The 22,121-nt window shown below is 64.6% G+C and carries 17 protein-coding genes; 6 read left to right on the forward strand and 11 right to left on the reverse strand.

Annotation, left to right across the window (positions count from 1 at the left end):
* The first annotated feature begins 37 nt into the window (after positions 1-37).
* Entirely contained in the window at positions 38-1,126 is a 1,089-nt protein-coding gene (locus WNB94_RS00450) for a calcium/sodium antiporter (RefSeq protein WP_341387626.1), read from the forward strand.
* A gap of 29 nt (positions 1,127-1,155) precedes the next feature.
* Here WNB94_RS00450 and WNB94_RS00455 read toward each other — a convergent pair whose 3' ends face one another.
* From WNB94_RS00455 to WNB94_RS00475, 5 genes are all read right to left on the reverse strand, one after another.
* Positions 1,156-1,773 (reverse strand): class I SAM-dependent methyltransferase, encoded by a 618-nt coding sequence (locus WNB94_RS00455; protein ID WP_341387627.1) that lies wholly within the window; start codon positions 1,771-1,773, stop codon positions 1,156-1,158.
* A complete protein-coding gene (locus WNB94_RS00460; protein WP_341387629.1) occupies positions 1,770-3,551 on the reverse strand; it encodes a YncE family protein in 1,782 nt (593 codons plus the stop codon). The genes WNB94_RS00455 and WNB94_RS00460 overlap by 4 nt, the downstream gene beginning before the upstream one ends.
* A 54-nt stretch (positions 3,552-3,605) precedes the next feature.
* Complete coding sequence (locus WNB94_RS00465; protein ID WP_341387631.1) at positions 3,606-3,920, reverse strand: DUF2322 family protein; 315 nt, start codon at positions 3,918-3,920, stop codon at positions 3,606-3,608.
* A 66-nt stretch (positions 3,921-3,986) separates the two neighbouring features.
* Positions 3,987-4,895, reverse strand: coding sequence for a UDP-2,3-diacylglucosamine diphosphatase (locus WNB94_RS00470; protein ID WP_445819007.1), 909 nt, complete (start codon positions 4,893-4,895; stop codon positions 3,987-3,989).
* A gap of 76 nt (positions 4,896-4,971) precedes the next feature.
* Positions 4,972-6,969: a peptidase U32 family protein gene (locus WNB94_RS00475; RefSeq protein WP_341387632.1), complete on the reverse strand. Its 1,998-nt coding sequence runs from the start codon at positions 6,967-6,969 to the stop codon at positions 4,972-4,974.
* A 40-nt stretch (positions 6,970-7,009) separates the two neighbouring features.
* Between WNB94_RS00475 and WNB94_RS00480 the strand changes: the two genes are divergently transcribed.
* Positions 7,010-7,816, forward strand: coding sequence for an acetyltransferase domain-containing protein (locus tag WNB94_RS00480; RefSeq protein ID WP_341387633.1), 807 nt, complete (start codon positions 7,010-7,012; stop codon positions 7,814-7,816).
* A gap of 47 nt (positions 7,817-7,863) precedes the next feature.
* Positions 7,864-8,535 carry a ribose-5-phosphate isomerase RpiA gene (gene rpiA / locus WNB94_RS00485; RefSeq protein ID WP_341387634.1) on the forward strand — a complete coding sequence of 224 codons (672 nt, stop codon included), beginning with the start codon at positions 7,864-7,866 and terminating at the stop codon, positions 8,533-8,535.
* Between the two features lie 18 nt (positions 8,536-8,553).
* Here the strand turns inward: rpiA and WNB94_RS00490 are convergent, their stop codons facing one another.
* The 5 genes from WNB94_RS00490 to WNB94_RS00510 all read right to left on the reverse strand — a co-directional run bounded on the left by WNB94_RS00490 (position 8,554) and on the right by WNB94_RS00510 (position 15,540).
* Positions 8,554-9,189 (reverse strand): glutaredoxin family protein, encoded by a 636-nt coding sequence (locus WNB94_RS00490; protein WP_341387636.1) that lies wholly within the window; start codon positions 9,187-9,189, stop codon positions 8,554-8,556.
* Between the two features lie 28 nt (positions 9,190-9,217).
* The gene (locus WNB94_RS00495; protein WP_341387638.1) at positions 9,218-11,278 is read right to left on the reverse strand and encodes a M3 family metallopeptidase; all 2,061 of its coding nucleotides are present in this window, start codon (positions 11,276-11,278) and stop codon (positions 9,218-9,220) included.
* A gap of 69 nt (positions 11,279-11,347) precedes the next feature.
* The gene (gene folD, locus WNB94_RS00500) at positions 11,348-12,208 is read right to left on the reverse strand and encodes a bifunctional methylenetetrahydrofolate dehydrogenase/methenyltetrahydrofolate cyclohydrolase FolD (protein ID WP_341387640.1); all 861 of its coding nucleotides are present in this window, start codon (positions 12,206-12,208) and stop codon (positions 11,348-11,350) included.
* A gap of 93 nt (positions 12,209-12,301) precedes the next feature.
* A complete protein-coding gene (locus WNB94_RS00505; protein ID WP_341387641.1) occupies positions 12,302-12,943 on the reverse strand; it encodes a response regulator transcription factor in 642 nt (213 codons plus the stop codon).
* Entirely contained in the window at positions 12,940-15,540 is a 2,601-nt protein-coding gene (locus WNB94_RS00510) for a PAS domain-containing sensor histidine kinase (RefSeq protein ID WP_341387643.1), read from the reverse strand. Before WNB94_RS00510 ends, WNB94_RS00505 begins: the two co-directional genes overlap by 4 nt.
* Positions 15,541-15,730: 190 nt before the next feature.
* Between WNB94_RS00510 and aceE the strand changes: the two genes are divergently transcribed.
* From aceE to lpdA, 3 genes are read left to right on the forward strand one after another with little or no spacing between them, the layout of a single operon-like run.
* A complete protein-coding gene (aceE, locus tag WNB94_RS00515) occupies positions 15,731-18,448 on the forward strand; it encodes a pyruvate dehydrogenase (acetyl-transferring), homodimeric type (RefSeq protein ID WP_341387645.1) in 2,718 nt (905 codons plus the stop codon).
* A gap of 25 nt (positions 18,449-18,473) precedes the next feature.
* Complete coding sequence (aceF, locus tag WNB94_RS00520; RefSeq protein ID WP_341387646.1) at positions 18,474-19,829, forward strand: dihydrolipoyllysine-residue acetyltransferase; 1,356 nt, start codon at positions 18,474-18,476, stop codon at positions 19,827-19,829.
* 11 nt (positions 19,830-19,840) lie between these two features.
* On the forward strand, positions 19,841-21,691 hold the full coding sequence (lpdA, locus tag WNB94_RS00525) for a dihydrolipoyl dehydrogenase (protein ID WP_341387647.1): 1,851 nt from the start codon (positions 19,841-19,843) through the stop codon (positions 21,689-21,691).
* Positions 21,692-21,709: 18 nt separating this feature from the next.
* Here lpdA and WNB94_RS00530 read toward each other — a convergent pair whose 3' ends face one another.
* Positions 21,710-22,117, reverse strand: a complete 408-nt coding sequence (locus WNB94_RS00530) for an MAPEG family protein (protein WP_341387648.1) — start codon at positions 22,115-22,117, stop codon at positions 21,710-21,712.
* Between the last annotated feature and the right edge of the window lie 4 nt (positions 22,118-22,121).

The following is a 22,121-nucleotide window of genomic DNA, read 5'->3' on the forward strand; positions in this document are numbered from 1 at the left end:
TGCGCCCCAATGTGTCGGTCCACCTCACTGAGATCTCATGTCCATCACCCTTTTGTTGATGTTTGCAGGCGGCCTTGTCAGCCTCGTTCTGGGGGCCAACTGGCTGGTTCGTGGGGCGGCCAAGCTGGCCCTGTCGTTCGGCATATCGCCGCTGGTGGTCGGCCTGACGGTGGTTGCTTTTGGCACCAGTGCGCCAGAGCTCGCCGTTTCGGCCGGGGCCGTGCTGGACGGCAAGGTGGACATCGCCATCGGCAATGTGGTGGGCAGCAACATCCTGAACGTGTTGCTCATCCTGGGGGCCTCGGCCCTGATCACGCCCCTGGTCGTGCACGCCCAGTTGATCCGTCAAGAGGTGCCCATCATGATTGGCGCCACACTGGTGCTGTTTCTGATGATGTCCAACGGGGTGTTGTCGGTGCCAGAAGCCGCAGGGCTGGTGGTGGCGCTGGTGGCTTACAACGTCTTCCTGGTGGTGCAGTCGCGTCGGCAAAGCGCGTCAGAGTCTTCCGAGCTGGATGAAGAAGTCGACATGAGCAGCACCTGGGATCGGCACTGGTCGGTGCAGGTGGGGCTCATCCTGGCCGGGTTGGTGGCGCTGGTCCTGGGCAGTCAGTTGCTGGTTGATGCTGCCGTGACCACGGCCCGGCAGTTTGGCGTCAGCGACGTGGTGATCGCCTTGACCATCGTGTCTCTGGGCACGTCGCTGCCAGAGATCGCCACCTCCATCACCGCCGCACTCAAGGGCCAGCGTGACATGGCCGTGGGCAATGTCGTGGGCAGCAATACCTTCAACATCCTGGGATGCCTGGGTGTGTCGGGGGTGTTGTCGGGTTCAGGTCTGGTGGTGGCAGAGTCGGTCATCCATTTCGATGCCTGGGTGATGCTGGTGGTGGCGTTGGCCTGCCTGCCCATCTTCATCACCGGACGCGAAATTGCCCGTTGGGAAGGCGGCGTGTTCCTGGGCTATTACGCGGCCTACACCGCGTACCTGATCATGGCCTCGCAACACCATGACGCATTGCCGATGTTCAGCTCGGTGATGGTGTATTTCGCCGTGCCGCTGACAGTGATCACCTTGCTGGTGTCGGTGTTTCAGCATTCGCGTGAGGTGCGGCAACGCGGATGAGCGCCACGGCCTGAGTGGCGGCTGATCCCTCACGCTTCGGCGTGACCCCAGTAGTGGTACGACACGACCTTGGGGCCCGGTATGTAAGCGGATTGCAAGGTGGTTTTGAACCCGGCCTCTTTCAGCAGTGCCGGAATGTCACGGTCCAGGTGGCAGCCACCGGCCAGCGGTTTCCACAAGGGCTGCAGACGTGCCTGCCATCGGGCCACGTTGGCATCCGGCGCCACACCATGCTCTGAAAACAGCAGGCGCCCGCCAGGCACCAGCACGCGTTTCATTTCGGCCAGCGCGGCCAAGGGGTCGGCAATGGTGCACAGGGTGTAGGTGCATACCACCGTGTCGAAGCTGGCATCGGCGGTGGGCAGTTTTTCGGCCGACAGCCCCATCAGTTCAACAGACAAGCCTGCCTGGCGGATTCGCTGGTCGGCCAGGTGGTGCATGCGCAGCGCGGGGTCCACGCCGACAATGCGGCTCACACGAGACTTGTCGTAGTAGGGGATGTTGCGCCCGGTGCCGATGCCAACCTCCAGCACACGGCCTCGTGCCTGTGGCACCACCTTTTGTCTTTGTCGGCCGACCGGTCCGATGCCGCAGGCCAGATCGATCAAATAGGGCAAGAGGTGGCGCTCGTACCAGTTCTCGGTCATGGTGCAGGCAGTCTGGGTGGGGTGCGCATCAGGTGGTTGCGCAAGTTGAGTTGGGCTTGTACTCGCTGGGCGGTGCACAGCGAGAGCAAGCCGCCTTGCAGGGTCTTTCCATCCTGGAGCTGGATGCGCATGACACCGGCAAGGGCGGCCAACATCGTCACCCGTTCGGTCCATGTCAGTGATGACCAGCTCAACAATTGCACCTTGCGGATGTGTTTGCGGTCCCAACTGCCTTCGAGCTCACGGCGACCCAGGCCACGCACCCTGAACGACATCAAACGCTGATTGGTGAGCACCATCCAGCGATGGCCCCGCCAGTGTCGAAGCATCCAGGTTTCGCGCACGTGCTCTTCGGGACGTGCATGCTGCATCCAGTCTGCACTGTGCAGCAGCCAGCGCACAGGCAGTGCATTCACAATGGGTTCCAGGTCGGGTTGGCGTGCGCAACGATGCCACCACCAGTGAAGCGTTACCACCAGCGCCGTGCAGCCCAGGGCCGCTGCCGCCATCAGCCACAGCAGTGTGGCGGTGTTCAACCCCAGCGTCGTGACCACCACCGGGGTGATCAGGATGCGCGTGGCGATCAAGACCAGCACCAGGGATGCGAGTGGCCACAGCACCACCATGATCCCACGCCAAAGTTGCCCACGCGTCAGCGACGGGGTGCCCAGAAAACGGGCTTGCTGTCTGGCCTGCGCGCGCAATGGGGCGTCGTGCTGGTGGCGTGACCACCATGCCCACAAGACACCCGCCATCAAGAGGCACACCGCCAGGGCAATCCCCGCATGGTTGACCAGTTGGTGATGGTGTTTGCTTCGCTTGAGTGAGGCCAGGGCATCTCTCACGGGCGCGTCGCCGAAGTCGCTCAAGCCCTGATTGAGGGTGTCAAAGCGGCGCAAGCGCCAGTCGTGGCCGTCCACCACCAGCAAGGTGTCGCCCGCCCAGCTCAGGTCCAGCGGCTCAGACAGCGGCCCCAGGTTCAACTCTTCTTCCCGGCCATCGGCCCACACCTGGACGACGCGCCCCAGTCGCATGTGGCCGTCCAGGCGGCTCAAAGTGGCTCGGGGTGCCAGCGCCGAGATGCCCGCATGCGGATGCGGTTTGGCCAACGCGGTGTAACGCCAAGGGTGGTCGTTGTGCAGGGGCAATCGACCCGTTTCGTTCAGCGTGTCGCCGTCCAGTTGCACCAAGGCCATGCCGTTGGTGTCGGTGGTCCACAGCGTGTTGCCGTCCCACCAGAGATCGTTGGTGTAGCGATAGAGGCCGGCGCGCGTTCGGGTCAGGTAGCGCCCTTCAGGGTCGAACAGCAGCACGGCGTGCCCCGCCCCGGTGGCCACGGCCAGCCGCCCGTCGTCTGCCACAGCCAGCCACACGGCCCCACCCAGTTGCGCTTTGAAGGCCTCTGGCCATTGCAGCTGAACCAGTCGCTGTACTTGTGCGGTGCGAGGGTGCAGCACGTACACCGTGGCCGATCCTCGCGCGATGGCGTAGAGCTCCTGGGTATTGTGTCGGTAAGCCAGCACGGCAGGCGGTGCGTTCAGCCCCGCCTGCTGAATGGGCACGGTGCTCAGTTGCCGGCCACTGGGGCTCAACAACCACATGGCCTGGTCCACCACCAGCCACACCGAGCCGTCGGGCAGGCTGCCCAGGGTGGATGGTCCCTGGATGCGTGCGCCTTGTTGGCCAGACCACAACGCCATGGCCCCGCTGATGATGGCCATCATCAGCAGCACCAGAGCGCCTCGCGAGGTTTTGCGAGAAGAAGACGGCGTGGGCATGTCCGTCCGTGCTGAGTGTCTTGATGGGGGCGGACAGGGCGGCGGCGCGCCTGTTCAGGCGGCGTGCTGTCGCACGCTGAGCGTTTGCCCTTGGGCCAGCAGTGTCAGCAGCCGGTCGATGTTGGGGTGCTTGCCGGGGTGCAGGCGGGCGTCTTCGGTGTGCTCGGCGTACAACGCCAGTGCTTCCTGTGCCGCGGCTGGGGTGATGGCGCCATGTTTGGCCGCCATGGCCGCATACAAGGTCAGCGAGCCGGCCTGGCCCGGCTTGTTCTCGATCGTGGCCACACACTCACCTGCAGCGTCGAGCAGGTCAATCGCGGCCAGGTGGGCCGCCGAGGGCAGATTTTTCAGGTTGTCAGCAAAGGCCATGGATGCTCCGTTGGCCGAGGTGTCTGTCGAGAACCTCGGATCGGATATTGTGCCCGAGCGATGCCCTCAGGCCGGCGTCATGTCGGCGGTGGCAGGGGCGTTTTGACGCGCAGCCATCACATCGGCCCACTCGACGATGTGAAGCCGTCCATCGGGCTCTTCCACCAAAGCGGTCAGGCTTTCCACCCAGTCGCCATCGTTGCAGTACAAGATGCCATCGATGTGGCGTATTTCGGCATGGTGGATGTGACCACACACCACACCGTGCGCGCCTCGCTTGTGGGCCTCGCGGGCCAGGGTGCCTTCGAACTCGGCCACATAACTCACAGCACGCTTGACCTTGAGCTTCAGGTACCTGGACAGCGACCAATAAGGCAGCCCCATGCGCGCACGCCACGAGTTGAGGTGCCGATTGAGCTTGAGGGTGAATTCGTAGAGTGTGTCGCCCAGGTAAGCCAGCCACTTGGCGCATTGAATGACACCGTCATACAGATCGCCATGGGTGACCCACAGTTGGCGCCCATCGGCCGTGGTGTGCATCCACTCATGGGCCACCTCCACGCCACCGAAAGAGTGCTCTGCAAACTTGCGCGCAAACTCATCGTGGTTGCCTGGCACGTAGATCACACGGGTGCCCTTGCGTGCCTTGCGCAAGAGCTTTTGAATCACGTCGTTGTGGGCTTGCGGCCAGTACCAGTTGCGACGCAGTTGCCAGCCGTCGACGATGTCACCCACCAGGAACAGGGTGTCACACTCCACGTGCTTCAAGAAGTCCAGCAAGGCGGTGGCCTGACAACCTGGCGTGCCCAGGTGCACATCCGAGATCCACACCGTGCGCACCGTCCGAGAGGCCTCGATGCCCTCGGCATGTCCGTCATCACCGGGCTCGGCAATGGCCGGCAGTGGCGCAGCGGCCATGCCGCTCACGGCTCTCAGGAAGGAGCCGCTGAAGGGGCTGTTGATCCAGGGGCGCATGGGGCCATGCTGATGGCCTTGTGTGACACGGGTGCGTCGTTGCGGTGACGAGTCTTTGACAAGGCGCGTTGGCCTCTCAGGCCAAGGGGCGTGTGCGGTAGAACTGCAGTGGGGCGGCTGGCACCTGGTTCATCACCGAGCGCTTGATCTTGCCCACCACGTGCATTTCGCAGGGTTTGCAGTCAAAGCGCAGGGTGAGCTTTTCTTTGCCGTTGATGAGTTGCAGCGGCTCGGCCTTGACCTGGCCCTGAACGCCCGTCACGCCCTTGGCTTGCTTGGGGCACAGGCTGAGCGAGAAGCGCACGCAATGTTTGGTGATCATCAGGCTGACGTCGCCTTCTTCCTCATGGCTCTCGTAAGCGGCGTCGATCACCTTCACGCCATGTTGGGCATAGAAGTCGCGGGCTTTGTGGTTAAACACATTGGCCAAGTAGCTGAGGCTGTCTTCCGGATAGGCCACCGGGGGCTGAACAGCCTCGCCGGGCACGAGGCGCGGCAGGCCCGCCACGCGAGCGGCCTCCAGCGTGGCCACGGCATCGCGCCGCAGGGCGTTGATCACCGAGGCCGGCACAAACCAGGGCTGGGCCAGGTTCAGTTGCACCTCAAGGGCCGACAGGATGGTGGTGCCCAGCTTGCCCAGGTGTTCGCGCAGGGTGGCTTCGGCCTTGTCGGGGTGCTGAGCGGCTTGCTTGTCGCAGGCCACGGTGGCCTCGCCCACATGGCCGTCTTCGTCGGTGATGGTCAGGCGCAGGCCATCGGCAGTGTCGCTCAGGCTCAACCAGGCACCAATGCGGCGCTCGGCCGACTTGCCCGCCATCAGCTTGTCCCAGGCGCGGTCGCGGTTGCGGTTGATGGCCACGCCGGGTTTCAGGTCCTTCAATGCCGCGATGTCTTCGTTGGGGAACACGCGCCACAAGCGGCCCGATTTGCCCACGGGCTCGGCGGTGTTCACCTGCACGCCCACGATGTCTTTGAGCAGGGTCTGGTAGTTCAGGCCGTCACCGTTGTGGATGCCGTCGATGCCGGCAGTGCTCTCGCCTTGGGCCAGGGCCTCATCGGCTGCGCTCAGCGCCACGTCGAACCAGCGGTCGCCCACGCGGGCCACTTCTCCGATGGGCAAGCCCAGGTGCTTGGGGCTGTCAAAGGCACCGATGTCGTCCTTGCGGCCGTTGACGAAGTAATCGGTGCTGCCCCGGTTGAAGTTGCGATCGGGGTCGGGCTGGAAATAGAAGGTGCATTCGCCGGACGAGGCGCGAGCCAGCTCGGGACGGTCTTCCAGGATCTCGTCCAGCAGCAATCGGTAATGGGCGGTGATGTTCTTCACATAGCCCATGTCCTTGTAGCGGCCCTCGATCTTGAACGAGCTGACGCCTGCGTCGATCAAAGCGCGCAGGTTGGCGCTCTGGTCGTTGTCCTTCATGGACAGCACATGCTGCTCAAACGCCACCACCTGGCCGGCACCATCGGTCACGTTGTAGGGCAGGCGACAGGCCTGCGAGCAATCACCCCGGTTGGCGCTGCGGCCGGTGTGCGCATGGCTGATGAAGCACTGGCCGCTGTAGGCCACACACAGCGCGCCATGGATGAAGAACTCGATGTTGCAGTGGGTGTGGGCGGCGATGTCGCGGATTTGCGGCAGCGTCAACTCGCGGGCCAGCACGATCTGGCTGAATCCCACATCCTGCAAAAACTTGGCTTTCTCGACCGTGCGGATGTCGGTCTGGGTGCTGGCATGCAGCTGGATGGGGGGCAGGTCCAGCTCCAGCAGGCCCATGTCCTGGATGATGAGGGCGTCCACGCCCGCCTCATACAGTTGCCAGATCTGGCGGCGTGCCGCTTCCAGTTCGTCGTCGCGCAAGATGGTGTTCATCGTGGCGAAGATGCGCGCGTGGTAGCGGTGAGCGTGCTGAACCAGGCGCTCGATGTCGGCCACCTCATTGCTGGCATTGGTGCGGGCACCGAAGGACGGGCCGCCGATGTACACGGCGTCCGCGCCATGGTTGATGGCCTCGATGCCGATATCGGCGGTGCGGGCAGGCGACAACAACTCAAGACGGTGGGGGCGCAAAGACATGGCGGCAAAACGGAGGCGGGGGAGGGCCGATACTATCGCGATGGACGCTCAAAAAGGCAAGCTTCTTCGCCCCCCCGGTTCGCGGCTGGACTGCGTGGACGCCCTGCGGGGCGCCGCCCTGGTCTGGATGGCCGTGTTCCATTTCTGCTTTGACCTGGCCACCTTCAAGCTGATCGAGGCCGATTTTTACCGTGACCCGTTCTGGACCATCCAGCGCACCTGGATCTTGTCCATGTTCCTGGTGTGCGCAGGCGCCGGCCAGGCGCTGGCCGTGGCTCAGGGTCAAAGCTGGGGTCGGTTTTGGCGTCGAGAGGGGCAGATTCTGGCCTGTGCGCTGCTGGTATCGGCCGCCTCGTATGTGATGTTTCCGCGCAGTGTCATCACCTTCGGTGTGCTGCACGGCATGGTGGTGATGTTGCTGATCGCCCGCCTGAGTGCGCCTCTGGGCGTCTGGTTGTGGCCACTCGGGCTGCTGGCGGTGTGCCTGCCCTGGTGGTTCAGCCACCCCTGGTTTGACACGCGGTGGACGAACTGGGTGGGCCTGGTCACACACAAGCCCATCACCGAAGATTACGTGCCCATCCTGCCCTGGCTGGGCGTGATGTGGTGGGGCATGGCGGCCACGCAATGGGCCCTGAAGCACCGCCCCGAGTGGCTCAGCACTGCCGTGAGCCCCTCGGCTTCGGGCGACAATGCCGGGGTGTCGACCCCGACGCCCGCCTGGTGGCGAGGCCTGGTGCACCTGGGCCAGTGGAGCCTGACGTTTTACATGGTGCACCAGCCGGTGCTGATCGGTGGCCTGCTGGCCTGGATGAGCCTGTCAGGCCGAGGCCTGCCATCGTGGTGAACGCCGCGCTCGAATCCTTTTTGCAAGACTGATTTCTTTCCAACATCATGACCCAAGACGAACTGAAAACCCTGGTGGGCCGCGCCGCCCTGGACCATGTGCCCCACGGCTGCATCGTGGGGGTGGGCACCGGCTCGACGGTGGACAAGTTCATCGATGCGCTGGGCGAAGCCTTGAAGGCCGACCCTCAGCGCGTGACCGGTGCGGTGTCAAGCTCGGTGCGCAGCACCCAGCGCTTGGAGGCCCTGGGGGTGAAGGTCTTGCCCGCCGAATCGGTGACCGGCCTGGGTGTGTACGTCGACGGGGCCGACGAGATCGACCCGGCGGGCTTCATGATCAAAGGCGGCGGCGCGGCCCTGACGCGCGAGAAGATCGTGGCGGAACTGGCCGAGCGCTTTGTGTGCATTGCCGACGAATCCAAGCTGGTGCAGACGCTGGGCGCCTTCCCGCTGCCGGTGGAAGTGATTCCGATGGCGGCGGCCCAGGTGATCCGTGCCTTTGCGGCCATGGGCGGTCAGGCGCAGGTGCGCGCTGGCGTGACCACCGACAACGGCAACATCATCGTCGATGTGAAGGGGCTGAAGATCAGCGCCCCCGCCGAGTTCGAGGCCCAGGTGAACCAGTGGCCCGGTGTGGTGACCGTGGGTGTGTTTGCCCGCAACAAGGCCTCGTTGTGCCTGTTGGGCACCGCTCAGGGCGTCAAAACATTGACGTTCTGAACCCGCTGGTGCCAGGCATCAGAAACGGATGCCTGGTGGCGGCGCCACAGACGGCGCGCTGTCTGGCGCCTGCTCGCGTGGTGTATTGGTGTCGCGGCCCGCGTTGCCGGCCGATGTGCCACGCCAGGGGCGGGGTGCGGCCTGCCGGTACGTGGACGGCAGCGCCGTGTTGGCAGGGTAGCCAGCGGCTTTCAGGTAGCTGAGCCACTCCTGGGAATTGAAGCCGGTCATGGTTTTGCTGCCCACCCGAAGCACGGGCAGGCCATCGGCTTTGAACTGCTGCCTGAACGCCTGCAAATCGGCGTCTTCGGTGACCGTGAACTCGACATAGGGCACGCCTTGTTCGCTCAAGAACTGGCGTGCAGACTCGCACGGCTCGCAGGGTGATGTGGTGTAGAACTGCACCGGAAAGCGCTGGGCGGCCTGGCGGACTTCGTATGGCAGACCCGCCAAGTTGGCGCCCGTACCGCTGGTTGATGCTCCGATGGTGGAGACGGGCTGGGGCGCTCCTGCCGCAGGTGGCCGGTCGGTGTAAGTGACCTTGCCATCAGGCCCGACCACCTTGTAGAGCGCCCAGGCAGGCGCCGCGCCCAGCAGCAGGGCCAACACACTCAGGTGCAGCAAGCGGTTGGTGGTGCAGCGTGCCATTCTCATCAGCAAACTCCAGCAAACTGGGCGGGGTTCAGGCCATGCCCTGATGACGCAACAGGGCGTCGATCTGAGGCTCGCGCCCACGGAAGGCCTTGAAGCTCTCCATCGCCGGGCGGCTGCCACCGGCCTCCAGGATGGCCTCGCGGTAGCGGCGGCCCACCTCGGGGTTCACCACGCCGGCGCCTGAGGCAGCCTCTTCAAACGCCGCATAGGCGTCTGCCGAGAGCACCTCGGCCCACTTGTAACTGTAATACCCCGCCGCGTAGCCGCCCGCAAAGATGTGTGAGAAGGTGTGCTGGAAGCGGTTGAAGGCCGGCGGAATGTTGACCGCCACCTCGCGGCGCACCTCATCGACCACCTGCTGGATGCGGTCAGCGCTGCCGGCTTCCGCGTGCAGACGCATGTCGAACAGCGAGAACTCGATCTGGCGCAAGGTCATCAGGCCGCTCTGGAAGTTCTTGGCAGCGATCATCTTGTCGTAGAGCGCGCGGGGCAGGGGAGCGCCCGTGTCCACATGCGAGGTGAGTTGCTGCAGCACATCCCATTCCCAGCAGAAGTTCTCCATGAACTGGCTGGGCAATTCCACCGCATCCCATTCCACCCCGCTGATGCCGGCCACGCCGATGTCGTTCACCTTGGTCAGCATGTGGTGCAGGCCGTGCCCGAACTCATGGAAGAGGGTGATGACGTCGTCGTGGGTGAGCAAGGCGGGCTTGTCGCCCACGCCCTTGGCGAAGTTGCACACCAGGTGCGCCACCGGGGTTTGCGTGGCGTGGTTGTCAGGGCGTGACCAGCGGCCGCGCACATCGTCCATCCAGGCGCCGGGTCGCTTGCCCGGACGGGCGTAAGGGTCGAGGTAGAACTGGCCGACCAGCTCGGTGCCCTGGGCACCCTGGCGTTCGATGCGGAAAAAGCGCACGGATTCATGCCACACGGGGGCGGTGTCGGGCTTGATCTGCACCTCGAACAGTCGCTCGATCAGGCTGAACAGACCTTTGAGCACCGTGGGCTCGGTGAAGTACTGTTTGACCTCTTGATCGCTGAAGGCGTAGCGGGCCTCTTTGAGCTTTTCGCTCACGAAGGCCACGTCCCAGGCCTGCAGGTCGTCCAGGCCCAGTTCGCTGCGGGCGAAGTCGCGCAGCTCGGCCATGTCTTTTTCTGCGTAGGGACGGGCGCGTTGGGCCAGGTCACGCAAGAAGCTCATCACCTGAGCCGGGCTGTCGGCCATCTTGGGCACCAGCGACACATCGGCAAAGCTGCCGTAGCCCAGCAGCGTGGCTTCTTCCTGGCGCAAGCGCAGGATGTCTTGCATGAGCTGGGAGTTGTCGCGCTCGGCCGGGCCGAACTCGCTGGCGCGGGTGCTGTAGGCGCGGTACATGGTTTCGCGCAGGCCGCGGTGGGTGGCGTACTGCATCACCGGCAGGTAGCAGGGCATGTGCAGCGTCAGCTTGTGGCCGTCTTTGCCTTCCGCCTCGGCGGCAGCCCGGGTGGCGTCTTGCACGTCCTGGGGCACCCCGACCAGCTCGTCGGCGCTGGCGTAGTGCGCGAAGGCGTCCGTGGCATCCATCACGTGTTCAGAGAAAGCCTGCGATTTGGCCGCCTGTTCTTCCTGGATGGCGGCAAAGCGGGTTTTGGCCTCGCCTTGCAATTCGGCGCCGCCCAGCACGAAGCCGCGCAGGGCGTTGTCCAGCGCACGCTGGCGGGGCGCGCTCAGACGCTCTTCGGCGGGCAAGGCTTGCTGGGCCTGGTTCAGGGCCTTGTACTTGGCGTACAGGCGCTCGTCGGCGCCCAGACGGGTGTAGAACTCCGTCATGCGGGGCAGGTTGTCGTTGAAGGCTGCACGCAGCTCGGGCGTGTCGGCCACGCTGTTGAGGTGGCCCACGGCGCCCCAGGCACGGCCCAGGCGCTCGGTGCTCACGTCCAGCAGCAGCGACAGGGCGTCGTAATCCGGCGGCACGTCCGGGCCCGTCACCTTGGTCAGCGAGGCCTCGGCATCGGCCAGCAGCACGTCGAGCGCGGGTGTCACGTGCTCGGGCTTGATCTGGTCGAACAGGGGCAGGCCGGAAGTGTCAAGCAGTGGATTGGTGCTCATGGTGGTGTGCGTTGGGTGTGCCGGATAAACGGAAGCGGTGTCTTGCAGGTGCGGGCGCCAGTGCGGAACTCAAGCTTGCGCGGCAGTGCGTTCTGCCGCTTCCATGGTGTTGACCAACAACATGGTAATGGTCATGGGGCCCACCCCACCGGGCACAGGGGTGATGTGGCTGGCCACCTCTTTCACGCCCGCAAAGTCCACGTCGCCGCAGAGCTTGCCGTCGTCGTCGCGGTTCATGCCCACGTCGATCACCACGGCACCGGGCTTGACCATGTCGGCCGTCAGCACGTTACGCTTGCCCACGGCCGCCACCACGATGTCGGCCTGGCGGGTCATGGCGGCCAGGTCGGCCGTGCCGCTGTGGGTGATGGTGACGGTGGCGTTGGCGGCCAGCAGCATCATGGCCATGGGCTTGCCCACGATGTTGGAGCGGCCGATCACCACGGCATGCTTGCCGCGCAGGTCTTTCATGCCGATGGATTCGAGCATCTTCATGCAGCCGTAGGGCGTGCAGGCCTTGAAGCCGACCTCACCCACCATCAGGGCGCCGGCGCTGGCCACATGGAAGCCGTCCACATCCTTCAGTGGCGAGATGGCTTCGATCACCTTGTGGTCGTCGATGTGCTTGGGCAGGGGCAACTGCACCAGGATGCCGTGGATGGACGGGTCGTTGTTGAGGGCCTCGACACGGGCCAGCAATTCGGCCTCGGTCATCGTGGCCTCGTACTTTTCCAGCACGGAGTGAAAGCCCACGTCTTCACAGGCCTTGACCTTGTTGCGCACGTAGACCTGGCTGGCGGGGTTGTCGCCCACCAGGATCACGGCCAGCCCAGGCTTGAGGCCCTTGGCCGTGAGCGCGGAAGCGCGCTGGGCGACTTCGGCGCGCAGTTGCTTGGACAGGGCATTGCCATCAATGAGTTGGGCGGTCATGGGGGGCTCCGAGGCGGGAAACAGTGAGAGCGGGGGGCTCAGGAATGGAAAAAGGCCGCTGTCGGGCGGCCTTCGAGGGCTGGGGCGCGGGCCTTACTTGGTGGCCGCGGCAGGGGGCTGCTGGTTGGCGCCCAGGGCGATCTTCAGCAGGTCGGCCACGGTGTTGGCGTTGAGCTTTTCCATGACGTTGGCCCGGTGAGCCTCGACGGTCTTGATCGAAATGCCGAGATCATCCGCGATCTGCTTGTTCAGCCGACCGGCCACGATGCGCTCCAGCACCTGGGCTTCGCGGGTGGTCAGGCGAGACAGCAGGGCCTCGCGGCTGGCGGCCTCCTGGGATTGCGAGAACGCGGCACGGGCCTGGTCCAGCATGCGCTCAACCAGGGCCACCAGGGCGTCTTCCTTGAAGGGTTTTTCGATGAAGTCCATCGCGCCCTTTTTCATGGTGTTCACCGCCATGGGCACGTCACCATGCCCCGTGATGAACACGATGGGCAGAGGCGACTTGCGCTCCAGCAGCTTGTCTTGCAGTTCAAGACCGCTCATGCCATCCATGCGGATGTCGGCGATCAGACAGGCCACTTCACGGGGATCAAAACGGGCGAGGAACGACTCGGCGGAGTCAAAGCAACGAACGCGGTAGTCCTTGCCTTCCAGCAGCCACTGCAGTGAATCGCGGACGGCCTCGTCGTCGTCCACCACATAGACCGTGCCTTTTTTCGGAATCAAGCTCATGGGTTGTCAGCCTGCAAGTTGTTTGAATGGGGCGGGGCCGCGTCTGCGGTCACCTGTGGATCGATGGGCAGCGTGAAGCTGAATCGACATCCGACCGTCACGGAATCATTGTAGAGGTTCTCTGCCTTGATGCGACCGTGATGGGACTCGATGATAGACCGGCACAGACTCAGGCCTATCCCTAAGCCCTCGGCTTTGGTGGAGTGGAAGGCTTCGAACAGGCGCGCCAGCATGTCTTCTTTCATGCCCGGGCCACTGTCGGTGACGGTGAATTCCACCACATCGCCTTGCTCTTCGGTGCGGCGCTGCTGCACCCGCAGGTCGATGGTGCGCCGCGATTGAGGCATGTTGGCCGTGTCGATGGCTTCAGCGGCGTTTTTCAGCAGGTTGAGCAAGACCTGCTCGATCAGGATGGGGTCGGCCGAGAGCTGGGGCAGGCGGTTGGCCACGACGGTGTTGAGGGTGACGCGGCGGCGTTTCATCTCGAACATGGCCAGGTCCGTCACAGCATCGGTGATGTCGCGCACGCGACAGGGCTGCCGCTGAGGCTCTGATCGCTTCACGAACTGACGGATGCGGTGGATGATCTGGCCCGCGCGCTGGGCCTGGCGTGCGGTTTTTTCCAGAGCCCCCACCAACTGCTCGTTGTCGATGTTGCCGTTTTGAACCCGGCTGATCAAACCACTGCAGTAGTTGGAGATGGCCGCCAGCGGCTGGTTGAGCTCGTGCGCCACGGTCGACGCCATTTCGCCCATGGTGATGAGCCGGCTGGTGAACTGGGCTTTTTCGGCCTGGCGCGCGGCGGCGTCTTCGGCCATCTTGCGGTCGGTGATGTCGGTGGCGATGAGCATCTGGGCAAGGTTGCCGTCGGTCCACTGGATGTAGCGCGCACGCACGTCAAACCATTTTTGCGCGCCGTCCAGGAACACCTCTCGGGTGTCGCTGCCGGCGGTGGTCAGCGCCTGGGTGGGCAGGCCACCAAAGTCATCCACGGATTCGTCTCCATCGATGATTTCGTCGGGCATCACCTCGCCGCCGGTGAGCTGGGCGTGGGCATCCGGGTTGGCGCCAAACCACAGCCGATAAGACCGGTTGGCGAAGAGCAGCTCTCCGCGCTGCACGGACACCACCGACACGGCCGCATCGAGTCCCTCCAGCACGGTGGTGAAGCGCTCATGGGCCGCGGTGAGCTGGTCGCGCACGCGCTTGGCCTCGGTGATGTTGGTAACCGAGGTCATCCAGCCCGTTTGATCCCCCTGGGCATCAATGAGGGGCGACACATACAGGCGGGCGTCAAACTGGCTGCCGTCGCGCCGTTGCATCACCACCTCGATGCCGCCCATCGGGCTGCGGCCCAGCAATTCTTGCTGGAACATGCGGTTGAACTCGTCCAGGCGGTCTTTGGGCCAGTAGGGATAAGGCGGCACGCAGCCGATCAGCTCTTCTTCAGAAAAGCCGGTCATGGCGCAAAAGGCCGGGTTCACGTAGGTGATGCGGCCTTCGAGGTCGATGGTGCGCATCCCGGTGAGCATGGAGTTCTCCATGGCCCGGCGGAAGTTGGTTTCCTGCACCAGGGTTTTCTGAATTTCGGTGCGGCGTCGCATGTGGCGCAAGGTGCCCATGAGGGTCCACACGGTGAGCACCGACAGGGCCACCACCATCCAGAACAAGGTGTTGCCGATCAGGTTGGACGAGGTGCGAAACCCCATGCCACGCAGGATCAGGCCATTGCCCACCGGGGTGACGACCACCTCGTGCACGAAGGTGGGGCGCGCGGCGCTGTCTTTGTCGATGCCGACATAGCCAGTGAGGGCGGTGCCGTCCAGGGTGACCAGGCTCATGGCGTGCCGGCTGGCGATTTCCTGGGGCACCAGGTAACGCATGAGCGGGTCCAGCGCGTACTCGGCCACGATGGTGCCGTTCACGCCAGAGCGCTCCAGCACCGGGATGTGCACCTGGATGACGCGCGCGCCGGTGGCGTTGCGAAATGGGTATGAATAAGACGGCTGCAAGCGGTCTTTGGCCAGCCGGAAGGCTTCAACGGGCTCCTGGGCGTCTTTGAAGGGGTCGTAAATGTCGCTGGGCACCAAAGGCGTGGCACCGGGGCTGCCTGCAGGATTGATGCTGAGTGTGCTGGCGTCCAGCGGCAGGCTCAAGGTGCTGCGGGCCGCACGAATCTGCCGGTCGGCCGTGACCCAGGCCACACCCACCAGCTCGGGACGGGATCGGATGAAGTCGCCCGCTTGTTGCAGGAATGGCGCAAGCTGAGCAGGGCGCAAGGTGGTTTCGCGAGCGATCCGGGTGAGTTGCTCCTGGTTTTCTAGCAAACGCAAGCGGACTTGCTGCTGCACCACCTCGGTGTCACGTTTGACGGCCTCTTGCTCGCGCTCGAGTTCTTCGTTGCGCAGGTACCAGAAGGCCGCAATGATGGCCGCCAGGAACAGCAACACCGACACCAAGGGGCCCAATGTGGCGTACCGGTCTTGTTGACTGGGGCTCTGGCGACGCCACCAGCGCCAGAACAGGCGGCTGGTTTGTCCGCCGGCTTGCGCGCGGCGTTGACCAGGGGAGGGGGGCAATGTTGCAGGAAACACCATGGCGACATTATCCGTGTGGGTTCCCGCACTTGGCAGAGGAAGAACTCGGCGTATGCTTTTCGTGTTTTGCAATACCACCCCTGTTGCAGAAACACTTCGCAACCCCCTGGTTCCCCCGTTTATCCACGATCTGGAACCTGGACGTGTGTCCATACTGGTGCACACGCCCAACGCACAGGAGACTGACCCCATGTCTGCCCACGATCCGCTGCCGTCATCGGCCCTGGACCTGGATCCCGAAGAGACCCGAGAATGGCTTGACGCCTTGACGGGCGTGATCGAGACGGAGGGGCGATCTCGCGCCCATGACCTGCTTGAGACCTTGCTGGACCATGCCCGGCAGGCGGGCATTGACCTTCCTTTTTCTGCCACGACGGCCTACGTCAACACCATTCCGGTGGAAGACGAGGCCCATCACCCTGGCAACCTGGAGATTGAAGAGCGCCTGCGCAGCTACATGCGCTGGAACGCCATGGCCATGGTGGTGAGGGCCAACCGACATAATCCGCCCGATGGGGGCGATCTCGGCGGTCACATTTCCTCCTTCGCGTCCTTGGCGACCATGCTGGGCGTGGGTTTCAATCACTTCTGGCACGGTGACACGCCGGACCATGGCGGCGACCTGCTCTACATCCAGGGGCACTCGGCCCCGGGCATTTACGCCCGTGCCTTCATGGAGGGGCGCCTCAGCGAGGAGCAACTGGCCAACTTCCGCCAGGAAGTGGGGGGCAAGGGCTTGTCGAGTTATCCGCATCCCAAATTGATGCCCGAGTTCTGGCAGTTTCCCACCGTGTCGATGGGCCTGGGGCCCATCATGGCCATCTACCAGGCGCGGTTCCTGAAGTACCTGCATGCCCGGGGCCTGGCCGACACCTCCAAGCGCAAGGTCTGGGTGTTCTGCGGCGATGGCGAGATGGACGAACCCGAATCGCTGGGCGCCATCGGCTTGGCCGCCCGCGAAAAGCTCGACAACCTGATCTTCGTCATCAACTGCAACCTGCAGCGCCTGGACGGCCCGGTGCGCGGCAACGGCAAGATCGTGCAGGAGCTGGAAGGCGAGTTCCGTGGTGCCGGCTGGAACGTGATCAAGCTGCTGTGGGGCTCGTACTGGGACCCGCTGCTGGCGCGTGACAAGGACGGCATCCTGCGCAAGATCATGATGGAGATGGTCGACGGCGACTACCAGGCCTGCAAGGCCAATGATGGTGCCTTTGTCCGCGAGTGCTTCTTTGGGCGCCACCCCAAGACCGCCGAGATGGTGGCCCGCATGTCCGATGACGACATCTGGCGCCTGAACCGTGGCGGCCATGACCCGCAGAAGGTGTACGCGGCCTACCACGCGGCGGTGAACCACGCCGGTCAGCCCACCGTGCTGTTGATCAAGACGGTCAAGGGCTTTGGCATGGGCAAGAGCGGCGAAGGCAAGAACACCGCTCACCAGACCAAGAAGCTGACGGACGAAGACATCAAGGCCTTCCGTGATCGCTTCAACATTCCGGTGGCCGACGAAGACATCGAGAAGCTGCCGTTCATCAAGCCGGCGCCCAACACGCCCGAGATGAGCTATCTGCTGGAACGCCGCGCCGCCTTGGGTGGCTCACTGCCCAAGCGCCGCCCCAAAGCCGATGAAACCTTGGTCGTGCCGGGGTTGGATGCCTTTCAAAGTGTGCTGGAGCCCACGGCCGAAGGCCGCGAGATATCGACCACCCAGGCCTTCGTGCGCTGCCTGACGCCGCTGCTGCGTGACAGCAACCTGGGGCCGCGCGTGGTGCCCATCCTGGTGGACGAGGCCCGCACTTTCGGTATGGAAGGCCTGTTCCGTCAGATCGGCATCTACGCGCCGGAAGGCCAGAAGTACACCCCGGTCGACAAAGACCAGGTCATGTACTACCGCGAAGACAAGGCCGGCCAGATCCTGCAAGAGGGCATCAACGAAGCGGGCGGCATGAGCTCGTGGATCGCTGCGGCCACGTCGTACTCGACGAACAACCGCGTGATGATCCCGTTCTACATCTACTACTCGATGTTCGGGCTGCAACGCATTGGCGACCTGGCCTGGGCTGCCGGCGACATGCAGGCACGCGGTTTCCTGCTGGGCGGCACGTCGGGCCGCACCACGCTGAACGGCGAAGGCCTGCAGCACGAAGATGGTCACAGCCAGCTGGTGGCCGGCACGATCCCGAACTGCCTGAGCTACGACCCGAGCTTTGCGCATGAAGTCGCCGTCATCATCCAGGATGGCTTGAAGCGCATGGTCGAGAAGCAGGAAAACGTTTTCTACTACCTGACCTTGCTGAACGAGAACTACGCGCAGCCCGGTCTGAAGACCGGCACCGAGGCGGAGATCATCGCGGGCATGTATTGCCTGCAGGATGCGGATGCCAGCAAACCCTTGCAGGTCAACCTGCTGGGCTCGGGCTCCATCTTGCGCGAGTCGATGGCGGCCAAGGCCTTGCTGGAGGCCGAGTGGGGGGTGGGTGCCCACGTGTGGAGCTGCCCGAGCTTCAACCTGCTGGCCCGCGATGGTCAGGATGTGGAGCGCTGGAACCTGCTGCACCCCACCGATGTGCCTCGCGTGCCCTTCGTCACGAAGCAGCTTGATCGCACCGAGGGTCCGGTGGTGGCCTCGACCGACTACGTCAAGGCCTTGCCTGAGCAGATCCGCGCCTACATCCCGAAGGATGAAGAAGGCAGGGTGCGTTCGTTCAAGGTGCTGGGCACCGATGGCTTTGGTCGTTCCGACTTCCGTTACCGATTGCGCGAGCACTTCGAGATCAACCGCCACTACATCGTGGTGGCGGCGCTCAAGAGCCTGGCCGATGAGGGCCGGTTGCCGGTGTCGAAGGTGGCCGAGGCCATCAGCCGCTATGGCATCGACACCGACAAGGTGAACCCGCTGTACGCCTGAGATCGATCTGGAACGGAGCTTCAACATGCCTACGATTGAACTGACCGTCCCGGACATCGGGGACGTGAGTGATGCAGCGGTCATCGAACTGCTGGTCAAGCCCGGCGACACCGTGCGCGCCGAACAAAGCCTCATCACCATCGAGTCGGACAAGGCCTCGATGGAGGTGCCTTCTTCCCAGTCCGGCGTGCTCAAGGAGTTGCGCCTGAAGCTGGGTGACAAGGTCAGCCAGGGCTCGGTGATCGGGGTGCTGGAGGTGTCTGAAGGCGGCACATCTGCCGCTGTACCTGCGACTGCGTCAGCACCAGCACCAGCACCTGCGCACACAGCAGCGCCTGCACCTGCGCCCGTCGCTGCATCTGTGGCGGCACCCGCACCCCTGGTCGACACGACGCCGCGCACCAGCCCCACCGCGGCCCTGCCGCCTGCCGAGCCCCCAGCCAACGGGCAGGTGGCCCACGCTTCGCCCTCGGTGCGGCGTTTTGCACGCGAATTGGGTGTCGACGTGGCCAAGGTGCCGGGTACCGGCCCCAAGGGACGCATCACCCACACCGATGTGCAGAACTTCGTCAAGGGCGTGATCGCGCAGGTGACTTCCGGTGCCTCGCCCGCTGCGTCTGGCGGTGCTGGCAGCGCCGACCTGGGCGGCATGACCTTGCTGCCCTGGCCCTCGATCGACTTCACGAAGTTCGGCGCAGTAGAGCGCCAGCCACTGTCGCGCATCAAGAAAATCTCGGGCGCGAACCTGCACCGTAACTGGGTGCGCATCCCGCACGTCACCAACAACGAAGAGGCCGACATCACCGAGCTGGAGGCCTTCCGTGTGCAGCTCAATGGTGAGCATGCCAAGGCGGGCACCAAGTTCACGATGCTGGCTTTCCTGCTCAAGGCCTGCGCGGTGTCGCTGCGCAAGTTCCCGCAATTCAATGCTTCGCTCGATGGCGATGACCTGGTGCTCAAGCAGTACGTGCACATCGGCTTCGCGGCCGACACGCCCAATGGTCTGGTGGTGCCGGTGATCCGCGACGTGGATCAGAAATCGTTGAGCCAGTTGGCACTGGAGACCGCCGCCTTGGCCGCCAAAGCCCGCGAAGGCAAGCTGACGCCGGCCGACATGAGCGGCGGTTGCTTCTCGATCTCGTCGCTGGGCGGCTTCGGGGGCACGACCTTCACGCCCATCATCAACGCGCCCGAGGTGGCCATCCTGGGCGTGTGCCGCTCGGCCATGAAGCCGATCTGGAACGGCAGCGAGTTCGTGCCGCGCCTGATGCTGCCGCTGAGCCTGAGCTACGACCACCGCGTCATCGACGGGGCGTCTGCGGCCAAGTTCAACGCCTACCTGGCGGCGCTGCTGGCGGACTTCCGCCGCGCTCTGGTGTAAGGGGCAACGACATGGCATTCATCGACATCCCCGTGCCCGACCTGGGCGACATCGCCGACGCGGCGATCATCGAGATCCTTGTCAAACCTGGCCAGACCGTGGCCGCCGAGCAAAGCCTGATCACCCTGGAGTCCGACAAGGCCTCCATGGAGGTGCCGTCGCCCCAGGCCGGGGTGGTGGGCGAGATCAAGGTCAAGCTGGGCGACCGGGTGGGGCAGGGGCATGTGATCCTGACGCTGGACGTGGCGAGCGCAGGGGGAGTGGCCGCTGCGGCGCCCGCTCCTGCTGCACCTGTTGCGGCACCGGCGGCATCACCGTCACCCCAGTCTTCACCGCAACCTGTTGCCCAGCACGCGGTGTCAACGGCCTCCATCCCGTCCGACACCGATTGCGACGTCCTCGTGCTCGGTGGCGGACCCGGTGGCTACAGCGCAGCCTTCCGTGCCGCCGACCTGGGCCTCAAGGTCATCCTGGTCGAGCGTTACGCCGAGCTGGGGGGCGTGTGCCTGAACGTGGGCTGCATCCCCTCGAAGGCGCTGCTGCACGTGGCCGCCGTGATGGACGAGGTCAAGCACTTCGACGCCCTGGGTGTGAGCTTTGGCGAGCCCACGCTGGACCTGGCCAAGCTGCGCGCGCACAAGTCGGGCGTGACGGGCAAGCTCACGCAAGGCCTGGCGGCCATGGCCAAGGCCCGCAAGGTCGAGGTGGTGCGCGGCTACGGCAGCCTGGTCGACGCGCACACGCTGGAGGTCGAGTTGACCACGGGCAGTGCGCAAGACAAGACCGGCGAGAAGCGCAGCCTGCGCTTCAAGCGCGCCATCCTGGCCGCAGGCTCGCAGGCTGTGCGGCTGCCATTCATGCAGGAATCAGGACTGGACAAGGACCCACGCGTGGTCGACTCTACCGGCGCCCTGGCGCTGGCCAGCGTGCCCAAGAAGATGCTGGTCATCGGCGGCGGCATCATCGGTCTGGAGATGGGCACGGTGTACTCGACGCTGGGCGCCCGCATCGACGTGGTCGAGATGGGCGATGGCCTCATGCCGGGCGCCGACCGCGACCTCGTCAAGGTGTGGGACAAGGTCAACGCGCACCGCTTTGACCGCGTCATGCTGGGCACCAAGACGGTGGCGGCCGAGGCCACACCCGAAGGCATCAAAGTGAGCTTTGCTGCCGCCAAGGAAGGCGAGCCGGCGCCGGAACCCGCCGTGTACGATCTGGTGTTGCAGGCCGTGGGCCGTTCGCCCAATGGCCGCAAGATCGGCGCCGACCAGGCGGGGCTGGTGGTCAACGAGCGCGGCTTCGTGCCCGTGGACAAGCAGATGCGCAGCAACGTGCCCAGCCTGTTCGCCATCGGTGACCTGGTAGGCCAGCCCATGCTGGCGCACAAGGCCGTGCACGAAGGCCACGTGGCGGCCGAGGTCATTGCGGGTGAGCTGTTGGGCGACGAGAAACTGGCCCGCGTGGCGTTTGACGCCAGCGTGATCCCCAGCGTGGCCTACACCGACCCTGAGATTGCCTGGGTGGGCCTGACCGAAGACCAGGCCAAGGTGCAGGGCAGGGCGGTCAAGAAGGGGCTCTTTCCCTGGGCGGCTTCTGGACGCGCGCTGGCCAACGGCCGCTCGGAGGGCTTCACCAAGCTGCTGTTTGATGCCGAAACGCACCGCATCGTGGGTGGTGGCATCGTGGGCACGCACGCGGGCGACCTGATCGGCGAAATTGCGCTGGCCATCGAGATGGGCGCCGACGAGGTGGACATCGGCAAGACCATCCACCCGCACCCCACGCTGGGTGAGAGCGTGGGGCTGGCTGCGGAGGCGGCGCATGGCACCTGCACCGACCTGATGCCGGTGCGCAAGCGCTGAGGCGTCGGCCTCAGGCGATCAGAACGGCAGCTTCAACGTCGGGGCGAAGATGGCGATGGTGCAACCCAGACCCACCGCCCAGACGATGGTGCGCGCGGCGCCAATGTTGGCCAGGTACATCGCGATGTAGACCAGGCGTGCGCCAATGAAAGCCATGGCCAGCATGTCGGTGCGGGCCTGATCCAGGCCGGCGAACTGCGCGGCCAGCACGGCAAACACGAACAAGGGCAGGGCCTCGAAGCCGTTGTTTTGGGCGGCGGCGGCGCGGGCCTTCCAGCCGGTTTGCTTGGCGGCCCAGTCGCGCGGGTTGTTGTTGTCGTACCCGCCTTCGCTGCGGCGCTTGCCGGCAGTGGCGGCTTTGGCCAGGCCCATGGTGACGACGGGCAAGATGGCTGCGATCAGCACGCAGGTGTTGGCAATGCTCATGAAA

Origin of the sequence: Aquabacterium sp. A3, from assembly GCF_038069945.1 — a bacterium.
Classification (GTDB): domain Bacteria; phylum Pseudomonadota; class Gammaproteobacteria; order Burkholderiales; family Burkholderiaceae_C; genus Aquabacterium.